Consider the following 19,816-nt stretch of genomic DNA (forward strand, 5'->3'; position numbering starts at 1 on the left):
TAATGGCTAGTAACTTTCAGAGAAAAGTACAATTAATCTTGGCGGAATTTTTTTCTGCTAAGGGCTTTAAATATGAAGAATCTATAGATTTTAATGAAGGTAACAAATCTATGATTTTTTATAGCTCTCCGCAATGTAAGTTAAGCTTTTATCGTTCTCAGAGGGATGGCGAAGTCAATTGTTTAGTCGGTACTATTGGAGCTGTCAATATAGATTTGGATAGTGGTAAATGGTTATTCTTGAGTTCATTGTTGTCTGAAGGAAAGGACTCGTCGATAGAGGAGTTGCTAGCTGCTGTTCCTGACTCGCCGAAGAGCGATGAAGAACAGCTTTGTGAAATTGAGATTAAACTGAGACAAAATTTTGATGAGATCGTGAAGGGACTGATTAAAATGTAGTTCCAAACGGAGTTGGTAGTAATAAATCTATAGATGAATATTCTTACGTTAGATGGAAAAAGTTTTCGATGGTAGTGATGTTGAAACATCAATTCTACCTATACATTTTGATAATCATAGATTTATTATTCCGGCAAATGAATTAAAGCCGATTTCTGAGTTGGTTAGTTTTTCGAATCCTGTTAAACCAAATGAAATTTCATCATTGTTAGGTTATAAAATCACGGCGCTGGGAAAGTTGAAGAACCAAATCACAAACTGGAAGCAGTGTAACGAAGCGTTGGAACAACGTGGTTCAATTACCTACTGGGTTGATGACTCTGCTATCGGCTCTTGGAGATGCACCGAACATCACGGTAACGTGGTCGTGGGTTCCGTATACTGATACTGCTTTGGCAACCGACCAAAAACCATAGCCTACAAGGCAACGAACAACAGCGTCGCTTCAATGGCTTAAACCAGTTTCAGGCCCGTCGCCCTGATCAAGCAGGGCAAATCTACTACTACCATCTTGATCATCTCGGCACCCCGATCAAGCTCACCGACAGTAGAGGTGAAACCGCCTGGCAGGCGGAATACAGTATTGACGGTTTGGCCTCTCCAGTGATTGAAACTATCCGTAACCCGCTGCGATTCCAGATAAGTATCTAAAAGCAAAAGGATGGTTGTAGTGGTAGATATGGTGAGTAGTAGAGTCTTTAGAGCAGCTGAAAGAACACTGTCTATACTAATGATTAACTTCATTATGCGAGGATAGGCTCATGGCAGGTAACCCTTCCAATCAATATCTTAAAATCAAAAAGCGTCATCCGGATCTACTCAATGCACTAGAGGCGCTTGGTAAGGCAACGAAGCAGGAAGGGCCACTGGATGAGAAATCAGCGCAGTTGATTCAACTCGCGGCGGCAGCGGCTATTCGCTCTGAAGGTGCGGTTCACAGCCATACTAAGCGGGCACTAGAAGCGGGTGCAAGTGCCGAAGAAATACGTCATACGCTCATCCTGCTAACAAGTACACTTGGCTTTCCTTGTGTGATGGCAGCGCTGAGCTGGGCGGATGAGAAAATTGAGACTTTTCAGTCGACCGATCCTGACTGGGAAGTGTAGTTCGAAAACAAGAGACAACAAAAAACCCGCTGCATTAGCGGGTTTCAGGTGCATATCTGAAAAGAGTATGAAAAGCGCGTCGAGAGTTAGCTATTACAGGGTTCTGCTTCTCTCTCGTTGACCATGCTACAAGCCCAGAAACTTACATGGTTGCTACTCTTTCCCCTCATCTCAAAAGACCTATTGGCAGAAAGATACGCTTTCCAATATTCAGTATAGATCAGCTTTAACTAACGTCTAGGGCTTTGAGTAAAATAATGCGCTGCCCATCCCCTTTAGCAAAGAGTATTCTTTTGGTGAGTTGTTGCTAAGTCATTGCATAATATACCTTATTTGCATAATGAGAGTTTACGCACTGAATTAAAAATAGCTCTGGTGAATGATAAGAGCATCTGAGGCATTACGTAGTTTGTAAATAGATGAGTGGTATGATTCAACAAGAACAACAATTTAATGACGTGCTATTAGACAAATTGGTAGCACATTTTGGGGTAACAAATATTAAAAAGGATGGGGGATATATTCTACGTGATGGCAGTTTACTCAATTTGAATCGTTCTGATTTGAGTAATCGTCAGTATCATCGGGCAGTTGCGGAATTACTACCTAAAGAAATGCATGGTGCCTGTGATGAGATAACAATTGTTAACTTAATGACGGCGACAGGTATTATTCGCTATGAAGCCCGGGGGCGTGTGCATGTCGCAACAAAGCCAACTCAACCACAGCGCCGTAAGTTGTTTGAGATCATGAAATACAGCGAGCATAGTTATCGCGTATTGGTATCGGATACCAATGCCGCTACGATCGGTGACAAGAATTTTAAATCACCGCAAGCACATGAGTTACTGCAGTATTTTGAAGGCTGTTTCAGTGGTAATCAACAGCAGTATCGGGATGATGAGTTTGGCATTAGTAAAGAGCAAGACGATATTATTTTTACTTTTCGTCCGGCACAACGTCAGATCGGGCGGTATCAGCCAAGTACTAGAACCTTTACTATAATGCCAGAGTTCGAAGGTTCCATGGCTTTGTTTAAAGAAAAAACTGCAAAGTTATTGCAAGAGGAAAGTAACGTGGTTTGATATCAATATTTTATAAGTTATCTGATATCTACTTAACGAAATATTGATTTCCACACGCGAGATGAGATTTATTTAGTAGTGAAATTAACTCAGGGAGGCTATAATTTGCCTCCCTGTTTTATTTATATCAACAAAATTCAATATAACGATATGATTTATATCGATATTAAATTACTGCCTTGTTTCATTTACTTTTGGCCATTCATCTTTGGTTTTCACTATTGGCCATTCACAATAATGGTATGGGTTGACGATGATGTTTTTCCTTTGTCGTCAGTGACGGTTAACTTGAACTTGAGTGTGGTATTTACCTCAGGCGTCAATGCGTACGCATAGCTGCTCGAGGGATAGGCCATTTTGACTTCAGGACCTGCAATTTGGCTCCATTGATATTTGGCAATAGAACCATCCGGATCTGATGACTTTGTTCCATCAAGGGCTGCCCATTGAGAGAAAGAGGCAACCTGCTCTTTAGCGACACTTGCAATAGGTGCTTTGTTCCTATCTTCATTTCCGGCTTTTACAATAACGGTCTGAATAGCTGAATCACTGTTTCCAGCTTCATCAGTAATTGTCAGCTTAAACTTGAGAGTGGTGCTGTAATCTGGCGTGATCGCGTAGGCATAGTTATTGTCGGCATAATCTATCCGTACCTGGGGCCCTTGAACCTGTGTCCATTGGTAGTGAACATTCGTGCCTTCTGCGACGATAGATTTGGTCCCATCTAACGTAACCCACTGGCGAGCAGGCGCAGTTTGAGTGTCACTGACTTTGGCAACAATACTGTTACCGCCAATAGCTATTTTCCCTTCGTAAGCTGGTGCATTATGCTCTGTTACAGTAAGAGTCATTGGCTCGCTGGATGTTATCTCGAAGTGTGCAATACCATTTTCGTCGGTTGTCATTACATGGGATTCACCTGACGTTGATACTAGCGCTACCCGTGCACCTTTTAGCCTATTGTCTCCGTTTTGGACAACTACATCGAATGACGCGTTGCTTCCACTAGAAAGGCTATCAGGATAGGTGACGGTTAATGCCTGAGGGCGTTGGGTACGCAACTCTAGCTCAGGATCCCCAAACCAACTAAAGAAACGAGCCGTTGAAAGTGCTGTACCACTGGTTCCGTAATGGTTAAACAGACGGTGCTTAGCACGGTTCATTGCCATCGCCGGGCGCCAGGATACAGGGTAAATATTACTGGACCAGTTGCCGTCGTAATCATCCCAGAAGCTATCCATAATCGCAGCATGCATCAAGTCGTTATAACCCGAGTAGCTAACCCGTGCTGCACCTGTAAAGCCAATGGCACCGCCATTGGGGTTGCGCATCCAGGATTCTGCAAATGAATCTTTGCCGTCAAACCAGCCAGTTGCACAGTTCAGGCTGAATACCACCGGTGACATGTTACCATTGGCCAGTGCACTGACTTCGGTAGCGGTATAGTGTGGGTCTGCCCAGCCGGAGCCGTTGCCATATCCATGATCTCGGTGCAGAACGAGGCCAACACCTTGGTTAATGGCATCGGATATTTGAACATGGTTACCATTGCCTTGGTTTTTCCAAGCCTGCGGGACCGGGCTTGGGGGAGTGACTCTGGCGCTACCGTAATCCCAGCCACCATATTTCAATTCTTTAGATAAATCGGCGTCCCACTGCAGGGCTGTATGGATTTGATAGCCTTTATTAAACAGGTCGCCAGGTCCACCAAAGAAGTTATAGTCAGGGCCCAGGAAGTCAGCGACTCGGTGAAGATCTTCCATGAACATCCTATCAGCAACTCTGTTACCATCGTTATCCTGATATTGCCCGGCAAGCAAGATGTCATTGTAGCGGTCCGAATCGACCGGCGTTTTTTCGTAGCTTAAGGTACGAGCGACCATACTGGTTATTTGGGCTTCAGTATCGCCAGGGAAGCGACCCATAACCAAGTCAGGATACTTATCATCACCATCAACTAACGTATATTCGAAGTCAGTATGCCATTTATGGTTTTTGCCGTGGTAGCCGTGACCAACAATTTCCCAGCCTGGAATATCTTCGTGATCGCCAACAAACAAGACGTAAGATGTCATTGTCCCAGTGGTGTAAGCATTGGTTATGTAGTTCTTTATTTGCTCCTGCGTATTACCTGTCTCTGTGATCGTCGCAACGTGGACGTTGTAGCCTTTTTGGCGCTTCCATGCAGCTAGAGGTGCTATTGCGTCTTTGAATCGGTCTGCGGTTATTATTAAGTAATCTGCTTTTTGGGCTGGCGTTAGCGTAGAATCAGATTCGGTTTGACTTGAGTCGAAAGCCGGATCCGTTGCTTGGTCTGCTTTGGTTCGAATATCAATAACCGAGTCTGCTGGAGCATCAAATCCTAGATTGTCACTACGCTTAGTTTTAGACCCGTTACTTTCGGGAAGCGTGTAGTTGACATGAAAGCGGACTTTTTTCGCGAAGCGGACAGTTTTTTCTACAGGGCTAAACTCAATCGGTCGATAAGAAATAACAGCGTAACTCTTGCCACGTACACGGACTGTTTCGACTACATCCACTGGTTGTGTTTTGCTATCTGTGATTAGTCCATAAGCTGCTTCATCTTTCACGAAAGGCATGTTTTGATCAGGACGAGTCCCATCCATTTCGACAACATCAGGGAAAGGTAATTGAACAGGGTCGACGATGGTATCTGTATATGTTTCAGACCACTCGATATTGTCTACAACGATATTGAGCTGGGCGCCATCAGGAATACGGATTAATTGCCGATACCCAGTTAAATTCGGTTTTCCCGGTTCGGCAGGACTACCGCCATCAGGCAATATGATGCGATCATAGATATTGCCATCAGCCATCTTTACTTTAGCCATTGTCAGTGATGTTAGCTTGGCCTCAAATATTGCTCTTTTGCTATCAAGTGTCATTAGCGAAAAGTATTTGCTTGGTTGTTCAGATTCAATAGCAGAAGCAACATCAATGGGTTGTTCAAAGGTGATGACTCGCTCATTGAAAAGAGAAGCATCAACGTGTTCAACGGCAATTGCGGAATGTGAAAATAGCGCGAGGGTTATGAGGAGCCTCGTTTTATTCAGTTTCATTTTATTCTCCTGTATGAGTTGTGTTTTGGATAGGTAAAAGCGCTGCGAATAATGCAGTTGGTTAAGTAGTTAAAATTCTTACGTCTGTTATTGACTATATTATCTTTATTTACTTGTATAAGTTTGTGCTGATTTGAATTTGCCAGGTTTGACAAGTAACAGATAAAACACCTTGAGGTGATTAGCAATTACTTTTATTTACACACTTATATCTCCAGTTGCATGGATAGAGATTAATGATGTGAATAAATATTCTTATAAATTATCCACCCGTTGCGTATTGAGATTACTATTGTTTGTTGTTGATTGGTTTGTTATTTATTGGATTGCCTTTAATTGGTGGTTTAATTAAATGTTTAGATTTCATTGTTGGTTTATATATACCATGAATTTAAAATTGCGCCGCAAAAAAATGCGAGTGTTAGATTGGTTTGTAATACAAATTTGACATTACTCGCAGAAATATTTGTTTATGGTTTTATCAGTTGTTCGTATGGTGACACTTTTATAGGAACTTACTCCAGTCGTACCCATGTTTCTGCTACCTTTAACTGATGTGAGGAGAGGTGAAGCACTTGAGTTACAATTAAAAAATTGTACTTCATACGAATAAGTACGCTAAATTATTAAGATTAAAATGATAAATATAATGGGGAAAGGGTTTGTTGAAGTATTGGGTGGGGCTTATCTGTTGTATTCCGGTGATTGCTTTTGCCGGTACCTTGGCAGAGGGCGAAGACGCGCAGAGAGACGTTGTCAGGGAAAGCAAATCTAATGGATTTATCTCAGTTGATGATTTAAGGGTAAAGCGGGATGGAGAGCAAACGTGGGGCATAGCCGCGGTTGTGCGTAACGCTTCAATCCCCTATGCGACCGAACAGGTTGTTGAAGACTCAACGGTATCGACTTTTGTGCCGATGATGTTCTACCGCGGTGATCGCTTCTTTCTTAGCGGTACTGAGGGAGGGGTGAACCTGTTTCGCCAGGATGAGTGGGAGGTGAATGCATTAGTCCGCATGCATTTTATTGATATACCGTCTTCGTTTCAGAATCAGATTGGTGGTGACACAGGGGATATCGGGCTTCAGCTTAAGTATCAGTTTGATGACAACCTCTATAGCGAATTGGAGCTGTTAACGGATCCCGATGGTAGGATCAGCTCTCAGGCGTCTGTTGGTGGTATATACAGCTATGGTGACTGGCGTTTTAGGCCAGAGGCATCGTTACTTTGGAAAGAGTCCGACTATAACAGTTATTATTATGGTCTGACGCTGGAGTCTATTAATGCCGGTGCGGATTTGAAACTTGGTGCTTCCGGAAGTTACCATGTCACCTCGAATCTGTATCTTCTGGGTGGTGCTCATGCCACTTACTTTGATGACAACATTCGTGATTCAGGAATCGTGAATTCAGATTGGCAGGGTGAGCTTTACTTGGGCTTTGGATTCTTTAATGATGCTAACAAGCCCAGAAAGTCATCTTTAAGTAACTCGCCCTACTTACGAGTGGCGCATGGGTGGGCGACGCCTTCTAATATCGGCGAAATCTTTTCTGGTAACCGGGTAAAAGATGAGTTCGATAACAAGTTAACATCACTCTTCTACGGACATCCGTTAACTGATGAGCTGTTTGGCCTCCCGCTCGATATTTACCTTACCCCGGGGTTTGTCTGGCATTGGAGCTCTGATGTTCAAAGCTCAACTCAAGAGTATGTTGTCGCAGTCAAAGCCTATTATACCGTTGAGTGGCCTGTAGAGTGGCGCTTTGGCGTTGCGGAAGGGTTGTCTTACGTTGACAATATTACGTATATAGAACAAAGCGAGATGGATAGAAAAGGTTATGAGCCAAGTAACTTGCTGAACTATCTAGACTTCTCTTTTGATGTGAATTTAGGTGATTTATTTAACCATAAGCCATTAGATGGGGTGTGGTTAGGTTACAGTCTGCATCATCGTTCAGCCATTTTTGAAAGCGCTTCGCAGTTTGGACGGATCAAAGGCGGCAGTAATTACAATACAATTTACCTGCAGTTCGATCTTTGATTGGTGTTGAGATTGTTGTTTCACTATGGGGAAAGAATGAGACATCGCGTTTCTACCGAAAAAAAAGACAGGCCATGAAGTGGCCTGTCGTAAAACAGTGGAAATTCAGGAACGCACCTAATTAGGCTGTTAATTGCTCTAGTTCAGATTTAGCGTCAGTGATTGCTTTAGTTGCAAATTCGTCACCCATCGCAAGGGCTTCGCCGTAAACAAACTCAACATCTGTAAGGCCAACAAAACCGAGAATCGTCTTAAGGTACGGAACCATCAGATCGGTTGCTCCGTCTTTGTGGATACCACCACGTGTGGTAACAACAATAACTTTTTTGTCAGTTAATAAGCCTACTGGACCTTCTTCTGTGTAAGAGAACGTCACACCGGCACGTGCAATCAAATCAAACCAGTTTTTAAGCTGTGTTGGAATAGTGAAGTTATACATTGGCGCAGCGATAACTAGCGTATCACTTGCTTTTACTTCCTCAATCAACTGGTCAGAGAGAGCTAGTGTTTCTTGCTGACGAGCTGTCAGGTTATCGCCACCGCGAAGGCCGCCAGCAATTTCACCATCAAGAACAGGCAGGGGATTCGCTGCTAGATCACGTTCGATAACAGAGCTAGTTTTTGTTTCCCACGATGCGATTAAGTGATCAATTAATGCGTTTGACTGAGAATAATCGCCTAGAATGCTTGATTTCAAAACAAGTACGTTTGACATGGTAATTTCCTTTGCGCTTTGTGTTGGCTTGAGACTCACTATATTGGCAGGGAGATGATGAAGATAGCGGAAAAAGTCGTCCAAGTTGTTCGAAAAACTTGAATGGCAGTCCGGTATAAATAATTATCAAATACTTTCAATGCTTTATGGTTTTTATGGCGACTTATTGTATCGAGTTACTGTGTGCTTTTTTTGAGGGGGGGCAGACGGTGTTGGAAAAAATTGTACAACATACTGAGCATAGCGTTCAAAATGCTGTACATGTTTGCCTGGTAATGTGGTTTGACGGTAAAATTGCAATTTGAAGGCAAAAAATAGCCCGAAACGACTCCTGTCTCGGGCTTAGGGGAATGGCTCGTGAGAGCCTTGCGCTAACTGGTTAGTAAATGGAGATCAATTACACTATCAATGGTAGTTCAAGCAGTACAATTTGCCAGTTTAAGCACTGAGAATGTCATTCGCCTCTGACACTGCTGCCATATATTATTGATGTCATTTATATTGTGCTGAAAGTGATGTTTTATCGCTTGCAGCGTAATACCAGTTAGATATCAAATAAATTGTTGTCGCGGACTAATTCGCGTGGTAGGCCGTTCTTGATTCGGTTACCGACCCATTTGCCAATACCGATAGGGTAGTCGCGATATGTGACGATGACTTCACCTTTACCAGATAGGTCTTCAGGTCGAATATCTCTTCCCATAAACCATTCTTTCGCTTGTTCGGAAGTCAGGGCAATGGCGACCGTTTCATCACCTGTGGCCAGTGACATAATGGCTTCATGCTGCCAGCGGTACCCTTTTTTGTGCTGTTCAGCGAGCTTAATGCCAATGCGTTGGAAACGAATCTCACCAAGCAGGTTGCGCAGTTTAGCCGGGAATAACCACACTTCTTTATCTCGAAGCCATACCTCGCTGTCCTCAGGCAAGGTGATATCAAGATCAGCTTTGATCGTTTTTGCAATAGCTTGCTGGTCTTGGCTCTTGGCAAGGCTAAACGGGAATTTGCCCATGCGCTTTTTGACTTTTGGCGATTCGACGGAATCCAGTTTTCGGATCCGGGCTACAAAGAAACCTTCGCTGTCGAAAATTTGAGGGTAAACGTGGAGGAAACCGTCCTCCGTCAGCGCTTTGTCTGCTCCCTCAAAGAGCGTATCTAACGGTTCAAATTGTACGGCATCGCCGAAGGTATCTTTTAGATAATGGCAGACCTGTTGGTTTTCACTTAAATTCAGGGTGCAGGTTGAATAGACCATCACACCACCAGGCTTTAGTGCCTGGAAGCCGCTGACAATAAGGTTGCGTTGTACTGCTGCAATTTCTTCTACTGACTCAAGGCTCCAGTTTTCCATTGCGTCATCGTCTTTACGAATCGCGCCCTCGCCTGAGCATGGGGCATCAAGCAGGATAGAATCAAAAGACTCAGGTGCCCAGCCACCAAATACGCAGCCGTCAAAATGGGTAAGGGATGCGTTGTACACACCGCAACGTTGCAGGTTGGAGTGAAGCACCTTGATACGGCTAGCGGCGAGCTCGTTGGCAACCAATGCACCTTTGTTATTCATTGCGCAGGCTATCTGGGTTGTTTTCGAGCCTGGTGCCGAAGCCATGTCCAATACACAATCAAGCCCGTCGTTGTCTTTTAGCAGTGCGGTGACAGGCATCATGGAGCTGGCTTCCTGAATGTAGAACAACCCGGCCATATGCTCTGCAGTGTTGCCTAGGGATACTGTCTCTTCATCTTCTCGCTCTATCCAGAAACCTGTCTCGCACCAAGGAACTGGTGTCAGCGTCCAGTCTTTATCAGCGACGCGGGCCAGAAAGTCTTCCACACTGATTTTAAGCGTATTTACCCGGATGCTTCGGCGTAGTGGCGTTTTACAAAAGGCAATAAACTCATCCAGATTCAGGTGTTCTGGCATGATCTGACGAATTTGCTCAATGAAGGCTTCAGGGATGTGGATATTAGGATGCAAGGGAGTATCTCGTTTAACTAGCAATGGGCCGAGATTCTATAACAAAGCCTATAAATAATCGATGATTGCAACGAGTGGGTTAGTCTGAGTCTTTGTTTAACCGCCAATTAACGACAAAAAAGGAGCGCGATGGGCTCCTTTTTAACTAACATGCTTTATTTGCGAAATGCAATCTCGCTAATGGCGCGGTATTGCGGTTCGCCATGTTTTCCATTCTGGCTTGGCTTGTTTGTTCAACAAGAAGTGGGTTTCTGGCTTGGCTATTGATGACAGCGGTTGCTTTTCTGGAGTGGCAAAAGCAATACCGCCGCGTATCAAGCTGTCGACTGTACCGGATTGCACGGATGCACCTGTTAGTCCGATCGTGACATCAAGGCCGGAGACATTCCAGAACACGGTGTCGGTGCGAACAAGGTGGCTATACTCTTCTTCAACTTGGGCTTTCAGAATGACACGATCAGCCAGCTCACCTAACGAGACCTTTACAACCTGGCCGACTTGGATGTCGCGATAAAGAAGCGGAGTTCCTTCGTTAATCGAGCCTCGCTCTTCACTCTCCAGAATAACCGTTAAGCCTGATTTGGCGATTTCAGCTGTTCCCAGCTCGAAGGTTTGGGAGTAATGGCCATCGCCAGGTGCCACGGCGATATAGCTGCTTAATAATGTGTCTAGGTTCTTGGCTCCGGTCAGGCTGATTTTTGGCGTAACGACCCAGAAATAACTGTTGGACTTGGCAAGCAGTTCCGCATATTTGGGGAAGAGGCGAGCAGTGATCTTAACATTGCCCGCTGTAAAATCGGGGGTCGTCTCGATAACCTTGCCGACATTGACGCCCTGATAGCGGATATCTGAATTGACGGAGATGGCTTTAGCATTGTCAGCGGTCATCGTGATAAGCAGGCCAAAGCCTTTGGCATCTTTGAGGCTAGGGTAGAGCTTATATCGTTTACCTGCTTTGTTTGATACACCTGCAAGTTCGTCAAAGGCAATGCCGCCTTTTATCAAGGTGCTGATTGGATCTGCTTTGATATTTACACCGTCTAGGCCGGCTTCAACTTCAACGCCTGAGCGGTTCCAGAAAACAGTATCAGCTTTGATCAGGTGGCGATACTTGTTGTCAATGGCGATAGAAATAGTGACGCCGTCACGCGACAGGGCATAGCTTTTCACTTCACCAACTTGCAGGTTTCGGTAAAGGATAGGGCTGCCTTCTGAAACTGGCGGAAGCTCATCAGCAAACAAGGTTAGTTTCGCAGTGCCGTGCAGGCTTTCGGCAGCCAATTTGGCAAGTTGCTGACTCTTATACAGCGGGTAGCTTTTTTGGATCTTGGTACTACCAGCACTGGTGAAGCTGATATTTTGGCTGATCAGTTGATCGGCAGGCGGTACATTTACATCCAGGCCTTTGGAGCTAAGGCTGGCCTGAATCCCACCATCAAGGTAGAAGCGACTGGCAGAGCGAACTAAGGCTGTGTGCTCAGGCATAACGATAACATCGAAGCGAACACGCTTGCCTTCAAGCTGCACTTTCTTCACTCGGCCGACCTCTATGCCACGGTGCTTAAGTTTTGTGCCGCGCTCGATACCATGACTGCTGTCGGCGTACAGAGAGAAGTTGGCAACGCCAGGCTGCTGTTCCTGAAGTTCATCCTGGGTAATGGCCTTAAACTGGCGAGCTTTTTCGCCTTCGCCCGGGATCAAGGTGAGGTAGTTACCCCGGATCAGGTTACCGATATTTTTCACACCAGTAAGAGATACTTCAGCTTCTTCAAGCAGCATCCGAGAACCCGTCGTCAGCAAATCGCTCATACTCGGTTCTATAGCAGCGTGAGCAACAATCTTTTGTCTTTGCTCATCTAATCGCAGCGCAGAGATCTGTCCTATTTCCAAACCTCTGTAGATGATCGGCGCTCCTGTGGTGCTAATATCATTACCGTCAGGCAGATCGATGGTGATAGCGATGCCTCGGCCTGCGGTATTCAAATCAGGATAAAGGCGGAACAGGTGGTTGGGCTCAATGGCTATACCCTCATCGGGAGAGTCAAAGGCAATCGCACCGCCAATCATGGCTGACAGGCTTTCAAACTGTACATCAATACCGTTGAAGCCGACATTGGCGCTCATACCACTTACATTCCAGAAGCGGCTTTTGTTGGTGACCAGCTCGGCAAACTGAGGCTTGATCAGAATGTCGATCAGTACTCGTTTTCTGTTATTACTGAGCGTGTAGTTATAGACCTCACCTACCGGGATCTTTTTATACAACACCTGAGAGCCAATACTGACGGAGCCAAGGTTTGGTGCCCGTAACTGTATTTTAAGCCCTTGTCCAAGAGGAGTGTCAGACGGTTGGTTGTCGAGGGCGGAGAATTCATAGGCCGCTTTACCTTCTCCAGGCTGCAGGGCAATGTAGTTGCCCGATACCAAGGCATCGAGACCGGAGATGCCGGTGATTGACGCTTTAGGCTTTACCAGCCAGAAACGAGTCCCTTCTTTCAGAACCTGAACCGCTTCAGGGTAGATGTCGGCTTCGGCATATATGCTTTGAAGGTCGTCTGAAAGGCTTACATCACGAACGATACCAACTTCCAGGCCCTGATAACGGATAGTCGTGCGCCCCGCAGTTAGGCCTGCAGCATCATTGAAGTGGATTTTAATCCGTTGTCCGGCTTCATTGACAGCTTTAAAGACGAGCCAGCCAGCAAGGACAAGCGCAAGTAGCGGGAGGATCCATAACGGAGATATTCCTCGGTCGCGCTTGATATTAACCGGTTCCGGTTGTTGATTATTTTGTCCGTTGTTCATAGTTGTCCCATATCAGGCGAGAATCTAAGCTTTCTGCTGCAAGCATAGTGAGAACCACCACAACCCCGAAGGCTATTGCTCCCGGACCGGGTGTAAAATCAAGAAGTTGGTCGCGGTCGATTAAGGCTACCATAAGGGAGATCACAAACAGATCCATCATCGACCATTTTCCTATCCACTGCACGACTCGATAGAGTTTCATACGGTGAAGGTGGTTAATTTTTTGTTTGAATTGGATGGCCAATAGCAAATAGGCCAACCCCAGAATCTTGGCGACTGGCACAACGATACTGGCAATAAAGATAATGATGGCGATGCCCGTCATATCTGTTTTTACCAGGGAGGCTACGCCAGAAAAAATCGTGTCTTCAACCCGTTTGCCGTTATTCAGAAAAATAGATATTGGAAAAAGGTTTGCAGGGAAAATGAAAACCGTCGCGGCAATTAGCAGTGCCCACGTTTTTTGAATTGAATGAGGCATGCGGAGATACAGAGGCGACGCACAACGAACGCAGGTATCTGTATGAGCCTGGGTAAGGTGACAAGTATGGCAATGGGCCTTTAGCTCATTCGGTTTGTGCTCTGTCTCTGGCTGCCAGGCTTCCCAGTAACGGTTGACACTGATGCGGGTGATTAGCAGCGACATCAGGATCTGTAACAAGATCAGTGAGTACAGCCCAGGGCCGACGTAAATATCTGCATAGTCTTGTACCTTGAAACAGGATATTGCCAGGCTGACCAGAAAGACATCAAACATCGCCCAGTATTTTAGGTGTTCGATAATCCACACCGAGGTGCGAAAGAGCTTGAAGCGTCTGAACTTTAATCCGGCTTGCGCGCCGAGTACCGATAAGCAGACCAACAGTGGTGCTATGGTACTGCAGAACAGAATGAGTACGGCAACAGCCGGAAAATTAGAGGCGAGCGTGATTGTCCCGGAGGGCAGTGATGCAGGGATCATCACCCCAAAGAGGCGGATGGTAATTAACGGGAACACATGCGCCGGAATGAAAAGGATTAAACATGTCAGGGCAATGGCCAGCTCACCAGTAAAGTGAAAATGCCCACCACGATAAAGGCGTGTATTGCAGCGAGGGCAATAGGCACTTTGTCCCTGAAGGGCGACCTGAGGCATAACAGGTAAGTCGCAACCGGGGCAGAGTCTTGCCATTGACATGGTTGTTTAATCCTTTAAATAGATCAAAAACTAAGCAGCTTTTAATCGGGGTCGTAAAAAATGAACACTATATTATTTTACATTCAATCTGGCTACAGGTAGTTGCTCATTAGCTGTTGAACTATCAGCAGATTGTACCGAACCATATAATGTTTGATACAGGCCTTCTTCATTGACTAGCTCAGAATGAGTGCCGGTTTGGCTTACCTGGCCATCTTCGAGCACGTAGATTAAATCAGCTTCCTTAACCGCAGATAAACGGTGTGCCACAATCAGTGTGGTTCGGTTGGCTAAAAACTGATTAAGAGCAGTATGTAAAGCCGCTTCAGTGGCGGTATCCAGGGCCGATGTGGCCTCATCCAAAATAACAAACTCAGGATTAGCAAGAATCATCCGGGCGATAGCCAGCCGTTGTCGTTGCCCACCTGACAGGCGAATACCCTGACGGCCGATTTCTGTATCCAGCCCATCGGTCAGGCGTTGGGTAACATCGGCCATCTGGGCGATCTCGAGTGCTTGCCATAGCTCCTTATCACTAAATTGCGCTCCCAGGCTTAGGTTGTGTCTCAGGGTGTCATTGAACAGCACCGGGTGCTGCAGCACAACGGCCATCTTGGTACGCAAGGCCTCGTAACCCACATCTTCGATAGGGCAGCCATTAACAAAGATGTCGCCACGATCCTTTTGGTAAATTCCTAATAACAGTTGGATAAGGGTCGATTTACCGCCGCCTGACGAGCCAACAAGCGCAACACGTTTGCCGGAAGGAATCGTCAGGTTGAGGTCCCGCAGGACTTCCTTATCTTCATCATAGGCAAAATGCAGATCACGCACATCGATTTGAAGCGCTTCTCCTTCGTTGAAAGGATTGACTTTCGGGGTTGGGCGAACCTCTTCTTCAAGGGCAATCAGGCCATTTAGGCGTTGCATGGCTGCCGAAGCACTGTACCAGGCAAACTGAATTCCAAGCAGTTCCTGAACCGGACCGAGCATGAACCAAAGATAGCCAAAGACAGCAAACATCTGACCAATGGTTAAGTCGCTAAATAGCACCATGAGCATCGCCATTGCCCGAAACAGCTCGAAACCAATAAGGAACAAAAGGAAAGATACTCGTCCGGCGGCTTCCGACTGCCAGGCATACTTGTCGGCATCATGTCGAATGTCGTTGGCGCTCGACTTTAGCTGGGTAAGAAAATCCCGTTCGCGGTTGGCTGCACGTAGCTGATAGATCCCATCAAGTGTTTCGACAAGGCGTTGCTGGAATTTCTCGAAGGCCTGGTTTTCTTTTTTCTTAAGGGTTTTAACTCTGTTCCCCATCATCTTTGAGGCATAGATGACAACTGGATTGACCAATAAAATGAACAGGCCGAGCTGCCAGTTCAGCCACAGTAGGATAGCGGCTGTACCAACAACAGTAAGCAAGCCGATGAGAAAGCGACTTAAGGTATCTCCGACGAACTTATCGATAGTTTCGACATCGGTAATAAGGTGTGAAGTAATTCCGCCGCTACCTCTCTCTTCGTATTGGCGCATGCTGATACGGCCAAGTTTGTCGATGAGATGCTGGCGCATTTTGTAAGTAATGTCTTTGGCGACCAGCGTGAACTGGCGACTCTGGAGAATATTCAGCGCCTGGCTGCCTGCCCGCATCAAGACGACAAGGAGAAGAACAAGGAGGATGTAGGCGGTTGGTTGCTGCAGTGATTCAGGCAGGAAAACGTTGAGAAATTGAATCCCGCCTGCCGGCTTGTCCAACAAAATTTCGTCAACCATCAAGGGCATCAGCAGCGGGATAGGGACACTGATTAACGTGGCGACCAACGCGATGATATTTGCCGCTACCAGCCTGGGACGGTGATGTTTTGCTTGCTTTATCAGCCAAGACCAGTTAATCATTTGATTCGAATTGCCTTTCACAGTGATAATGATTCCTATTACTAATGAGGGCCGCCATTCTAACGGCTATAGAAGGAGTAAGCCATGGATAATAAAACAGCATTTTACAAACGACTCACTAACCAGGCGGTTTCACTGATCGAAGGCGAGTCAGATCTCATTGCTAATATTTCTAATATTAGTGCCTTACTCTATATGGAGTTAGAAGATATTAACTGGGCTGGCTTCTACTTTCTGAAAGGTGACCAGCTTGTACTTGGTCCATTTCAGGGTAATCCGGCTTGTGTTCGTATTCCCGTTGGCCGTGGTGTATGCGGGACAGCAATAGCAGAGAATCGTGTTCAGCGTGTTGCTGATGTGCACCTGTTTGAAGGACATATTGCCTGTGATGCTGCGAGCAATTCTGAGATAGTGATCCCGTTTACAGTAAAAGGGGAGCTATATGGAGTATTGGATATTGATAGTCCAAATTTATCAAGATTTGACCAATCTGACGAGGATGGACTAGTAACTTTGGTTAAGGAACTACAAAAAAGGCTCTAATTGCATGCTTTCGGTGGTTTTTCAGCGTTAGGTAACTATAATAGCGAGACTATTTCTTTTTGATCAAAGTACTAACGGCGAGTTTCACTCGCATTTGTCAGGAAAGTCCATGGAAAACTCTGAAAAGCTAACGAACAGTAAAGAAGTGATTGCATACATTGCTGAGCGTTTCCCTAAATGTTTTACTGTTGAAGGTGAAGCAAAGCCTCTAAAAATTGGTATCTTCCAAGAGCTCGCTGAGCGTTTGAACGAAGATCCCAAAGTAAGTAAAACTCAGTTGCGCACAGCTCTGCGTCAATATACTTCTTCCTGGCGTTACCTTCATGGTGTTAAAGCCGGTGCAAGTCGTGTTGACCTTGATGGTAACGAGTGTGGCGTGTTGGAAGAAGAGCACGTAGAACACGCTAAGAAGGCACTTGAAGAGAGCAAGGCTAAAGTACGAGCTCGTCGTAAGGAGCAGGCAGAGGCGAAAGCTGCTGCAAGCAAAGATGGTGAAGCGAAAGCGAAAAAAATTCGTGCAAAATCATCTAAACCAAAGAGCACTAAGCCAAAAACGACTAAGCTAAATAAAAAGCCTGCTGAAACGACCCGTGCACTGACAGCTGATGAAGTGAAAGTTGGCAAGAACGTTAGTGTTAACATGGGTAACGGAAACATGCCGGCGACTATCGTTGAAATCAATAAAGACGATGTGCGTGTTCGTTTAAACAATGGTTTGACCATGGTAGTTAAAGCGGAGCACCTTCGTTCGTAAAGGAGAATGCTCGACGTATGAAATGTCGATTCCGTTTCTCACTGATCGCTGCTGGCATGATGCTAGCAGCTTCAGCTCAGGCCTTAGAGGCCAAGTATTCGTTAAGTGATTTGCCGCAGCTTGCTCCTGAAAAGCAGCATGCTACAGCAAGTAAAAGGATAGCTTCGCGGTTTACCCGATCGCACTACAAGCAATTCACTCTTGATGACCAATTCTCTGCCAGCGTGTTCGATCGCTATATCGAAATGCTGGACTTCAATAAAAGCTTCCTTACAGCCTCAGATATCAGGCAATTTAAAAAATGGGAATACCAGTTAGATGATCAGCTCAAACGAGGTGAGTCAACGGCTGCGTATGACATGTTTAACAAGTTGCTAGAGCGCCGTTATGATCGCTATCAGTATGCGTTGACGCTACTGGATAGGGAAATGACTTTCGATATTGATGAAGACTTTGTTCTGGATCGATCTGAGCTTGAATGGGCAAAAGATCGTAATGAATTGAACGAGTTGTGGCGTAAGCGAGTTAAATACGATGCGCTTAACCTGAAGCTTGCGGGTAAAGAGTGGAAGGAAATCAAAGAGACACTGGATAAGCGTTACAACAATGCGTTGAAGCGCCTGACCCAGACTCATAACGAGGATGTATTCCAGATCTATATGAATGCATTTGCTCGTGAAGTTGATCCACATACCAGCTATTTGTCACCGCGTAACGCCGAACAGTTCCAGGCTGAGATGAACTTGTCTCTCGAAGGAATTGGGGCAGTGTTGCAGGTTGTCGACGACTATACCGTTATCCGTTCGCTGGTAGCTGGTGGTCCCGCATCGGCTTCCAAGAAGCTTGCGGCTGGTGACCGAATCATTGGTGTTGCCCAAGACGGCAAAGAGATGGTTGATGTGATCGGCTGGCGTTTGGACGATGTTGTTCAGCTAATTAAAGGCCCTAAGGGGAGTAAGGTTGTGCTGGAAATCTTGCCTGAGGGTAAGAATTCAAAAAGTTACGATGTCACTATCGTGCGTGACAAGATCCGTCTTGAAGACCGTGCTGTGAAGTCTTCGGTTAAATTCTCGCAGGGCAGAAAAGTTGGTGTGATTGAGATCCCTAGCTTCTATGTTGGCTTGTCTGAAGATACCAAGAAAGAGATCGGTAAGCTGAATGACCAGCAGGTTGACGGCATTGTTATTGACTTGCGCAACAACGGTGGTGGTGCACTGACTGAGGCGACTGCATTAACCGGGTTGTTCATTAACAGTGGCCCTGTAGTACAGGTGCGTGATAGTTACGGTCGGGTAAAAGTAAACGGTGATTCAGATGACCGTGTTTACTTTGATAGTCCGTTGACGGTATTGGTCAACCGCTACAGTGCATCGGCGTCCGAGATTTTTGCAGCTGCAATGCAAGATTATGGTCGTGCCGTCGTACTAGGTGAGCAATCATTCGGTAAAGGTACGGTTCAACAGCACCGTTCGTTGAATCATATCTATGATTTGTTCGATAAGCCTCTTGGCCATGTGCAATATACGATTCAGAAATTCTATCGTATCAATGGCGGAAGCACGCAAAACTTGGGCGTTGTTCCTGATGTGCCGTTCCCTACTGCAATTGATCCGGCTGAAACCGGTGAGAGTGTAGAAGATAACGCACTACCTTGGGACAGCATCAAGCCAGCAAGCTATCAGAAGATCTATAACTTCTCTGCTATGCTACCGTCACTGAAATCGAAGCACGAAGCGCGAATCAGTAAAGATATGGAATTCGGTTTTATACAGGAAGACATCAACCAGTATAAAAAAGAAAAAGATATTAATACTATCTCGCTGAATGAGAAAAAACGTATAGCCGAGCAAGAGAGAGATGAGGAAGAACGTTTAGCGCGTCTTAATAAGCGCCAAAAAGCGTTAGGAAAAAAATCATTTGCTTCTTTGGATGACATTCCAAAGGACTATGAAGCGCCTGATGCCTACCTGGACGAGGCCGTTGCAATTACGGCTGACTTGGTAAGAGTCTCTAGCTAATTAATACCTCGTAATAAAACGGCACCAATCTTTAGGTGCCGTTTTTGTTTATAACACCTCTCTGAAATATCAACCCTCTTATTGTACCTATAGTTTTTTCTTATTAAGGGCTGAATCAACAGCAATTCATTATGTCTCATTATTGAGACTGACGGTCAAATTATGTGAGATTAATCATATTTCTAAGCGCAAAATAGTATTGCAGGCTAGGGTTTA

At 45.4% G+C, this 19,816-nt stretch carries 14 protein-coding genes and 1 pseudogene; 9 read left to right on the forward strand and 6 right to left on the reverse strand.

Features of this window, described 5'->3' with window-relative positions:
• The first annotated feature begins 2 nt into the window (after window positions 1–2).
• The 5 genes and pseudogenes from BIT28_RS26520 to BIT28_RS26540 all read left to right on the forward strand — a co-directional run bounded on the left by BIT28_RS26520 (window position 3) and on the right by BIT28_RS26540 (window position 2,589).
• Window positions 3–398 carry a hypothetical protein gene (locus BIT28_RS26520; protein ID WP_075767967.1) on the forward strand — a complete coding sequence of 132 codons (396 nt, stop codon included), beginning with the start codon at window positions 3–5 and terminating at the stop codon, window positions 396–398.
• Window positions 399–627: 229 nt separating this feature from the next.
• Window positions 628–799 (forward strand): annotated as a pseudogene (locus tag BIT28_RS30105) (transposase); the annotation flags it as partial.
• A 94-nt stretch (window positions 800–893) separates the two neighbouring features.
• Window positions 894–1,049 carry an RHS domain-containing protein gene (locus tag BIT28_RS30440; RefSeq protein WP_425439658.1) on the forward strand — a complete coding sequence of 52 codons (156 nt, stop codon included), beginning with the start codon at window positions 894–896 and terminating at the stop codon, window positions 1,047–1,049.
• Between the two features lie 110 nt (window positions 1,050–1,159).
• Window positions 1,160–1,504, forward strand: coding sequence for a carboxymuconolactone decarboxylase family protein (locus BIT28_RS26535; RefSeq protein ID WP_075767969.1), 345 nt, complete (start codon window positions 1,160–1,162; stop codon window positions 1,502–1,504).
• Between the two features lie 428 nt (window positions 1,505–1,932).
• Complete coding sequence (locus BIT28_RS26540) at window positions 1,933–2,589, forward strand: hypothetical protein (protein ID WP_139310523.1); 657 nt, start codon at window positions 1,933–1,935, stop codon at window positions 2,587–2,589.
• Window positions 2,590–2,807: 218 nt separating this feature from the next.
• Here BIT28_RS26540 and BIT28_RS26545 read toward each other — a convergent pair whose 3' ends face one another.
• Window positions 2,808–5,672: a C25 family cysteine peptidase gene (locus BIT28_RS26545; protein ID WP_075767971.1), complete on the reverse strand. Its 2,865-nt coding sequence runs from the start codon at window positions 5,670–5,672 to the stop codon at window positions 2,808–2,810.
• A gap of 782 nt (window positions 5,673–6,454) precedes the next feature.
• Between BIT28_RS26545 and BIT28_RS26550 the strand changes: the two genes are divergently transcribed.
• Window positions 6,455–7,714 (forward strand): MipA/OmpV family protein, encoded by a 1,260-nt coding sequence (locus tag BIT28_RS26550; protein ID WP_245823923.1) that lies wholly within the window; start codon window positions 6,455–6,457, stop codon window positions 7,712–7,714.
• A gap of 121 nt (window positions 7,715–7,835) precedes the next feature.
• On the opposite strand, the gene BIT28_RS26555 is transcribed toward BIT28_RS26550, so the two are convergent.
• The 5 genes from BIT28_RS26555 to BIT28_RS26575 all read right to left on the reverse strand — a co-directional run bounded on the left by BIT28_RS26555 (window position 7,836) and on the right by BIT28_RS26575 (window position 16,285).
• Window positions 7,836–8,429, reverse strand: coding sequence for an FMN-dependent NADH-azoreductase (locus BIT28_RS26555; protein WP_075767973.1), 594 nt, complete (start codon window positions 8,427–8,429; stop codon window positions 7,836–7,838).
• A 544-nt stretch (window positions 8,430–8,973) separates the two neighbouring features.
• Entirely contained in the window at window positions 8,974–10,404 is a 1,431-nt protein-coding gene (gene rsmF, locus BIT28_RS26560) for a 16S rRNA (cytosine(1407)-C(5))-methyltransferase RsmF (protein WP_075767974.1), read from the reverse strand.
• A gap of 177 nt (window positions 10,405–10,581) precedes the next feature.
• Window positions 10,582–13,209, reverse strand: a complete 2,628-nt coding sequence (locus BIT28_RS26565) for an MlaD family protein (RefSeq protein WP_075767975.1) — start codon at window positions 13,207–13,209, stop codon at window positions 10,582–10,584.
• A complete protein-coding gene (locus BIT28_RS26570; RefSeq protein ID WP_075767976.1) occupies window positions 13,190–14,386 on the reverse strand; it encodes a paraquat-inducible protein A in 1,197 nt (398 codons plus the stop codon). Before BIT28_RS26570 ends, BIT28_RS26565 begins: the two co-directional genes overlap by 20 nt.
• A 72-nt stretch (window positions 14,387–14,458) precedes the next feature.
• Entirely contained in the window at window positions 14,459–16,285 is a 1,827-nt protein-coding gene (locus tag BIT28_RS26575) for an ABC transporter ATP-binding protein (RefSeq protein WP_075767977.1), read from the reverse strand.
• An 84-nt stretch (window positions 16,286–16,369) separates the two neighbouring features.
• Between BIT28_RS26575 and BIT28_RS26580 the strand changes: the two genes are divergently transcribed.
• From BIT28_RS26580 to prc, 3 genes are all read left to right on the forward strand, one after another.
• Window positions 16,370–16,828, forward strand: a complete 459-nt coding sequence (locus BIT28_RS26580; RefSeq protein ID WP_075767978.1) for a GAF domain-containing protein — start codon at window positions 16,370–16,372, stop codon at window positions 16,826–16,828.
• A 109-nt stretch (window positions 16,829–16,937) separates the two neighbouring features.
• Window positions 16,938–17,582, forward strand: a complete 645-nt coding sequence (gene proQ, locus BIT28_RS26585) for an RNA chaperone ProQ (RefSeq protein ID WP_075767979.1) — start codon at window positions 16,938–16,940, stop codon at window positions 17,580–17,582.
• A gap of 17 nt (window positions 17,583–17,599) precedes the next feature.
• Window positions 17,600–19,600 carry a carboxy terminal-processing peptidase gene (prc, locus tag BIT28_RS26590; RefSeq protein WP_075767980.1) on the forward strand — a complete coding sequence of 667 codons (2,001 nt, stop codon included), beginning with the start codon at window positions 17,600–17,602 and terminating at the stop codon, window positions 19,598–19,600.
• Window positions 19,601–19,816 lie beyond the last annotated feature (216 nt).

The sequence above is a fragment of the Photobacterium proteolyticum genome, assembly GCF_001939735.1.
Lineage (GTDB): Bacteria > Pseudomonadota > Gammaproteobacteria > Enterobacterales > Vibrionaceae > Photobacterium > Photobacterium proteolyticum.

Bases quoted from the DNA above. Each gene is read 5' to 3' on its own strand.
- BIT28_RS26520 (WP_075767967.1), top strand. From the start codon at position 3: ATGGCTAGTAACTTTCAGAGAAAAGTACAATTAATCTTGGCGGAATTT.
- BIT28_RS26535 (WP_075767969.1), top strand. From the start codon at position 1,160: ATGGCAGGTAACCCTTCCAATCAATATCTTAAAATCAAAAAGCGTCAT.
- BIT28_RS26540 (WP_139310523.1), top strand. From the start codon at position 1,933: ATGATTCAACAAGAACAACAATTTAATGACGTGCTATTAGACAAATTG.
- BIT28_RS26545 (WP_075767971.1), bottom strand. From the start codon at position 5,672: ATGAAACTGAATAAAACGAGGCTCCTCATAACCCTCGCGCTATTTTCA.
- BIT28_RS26555 (WP_075767973.1), bottom strand. From the start codon at position 8,429: ATGTCAAACGTACTTGTTTTGAAATCAAGCATTCTAGGCGATTATTCT.
- BIT28_RS26565 (WP_075767975.1), bottom strand. From the start codon at position 13,209: ATGAACAACGGACAAAATAATCAACAACCGGAACCGGTTAATATCAAG.
- BIT28_RS26570 (WP_075767976.1), bottom strand. From the start codon at position 14,386: ATGTCAATGGCAAGACTCTGCCCCGGTTGCGACTTACCTGTTATGCCT.
- BIT28_RS26575 (WP_075767977.1), bottom strand. From the start codon at position 16,285: ATGATTAACTGGTCTTGGCTGATAAAGCAAGCAAAACATCACCGTCCC.
- BIT28_RS26580 (WP_075767978.1), top strand. From the start codon at position 16,370: ATGGATAATAAAACAGCATTTTACAAACGACTCACTAACCAGGCGGTT.
- proQ (WP_075767979.1), top strand. From the start codon at position 16,938: ATGGAAAACTCTGAAAAGCTAACGAACAGTAAAGAAGTGATTGCATAC.
- prc (WP_075767980.1), top strand. From the start codon at position 17,600: ATGAAATGTCGATTCCGTTTCTCACTGATCGCTGCTGGCATGATGCTA.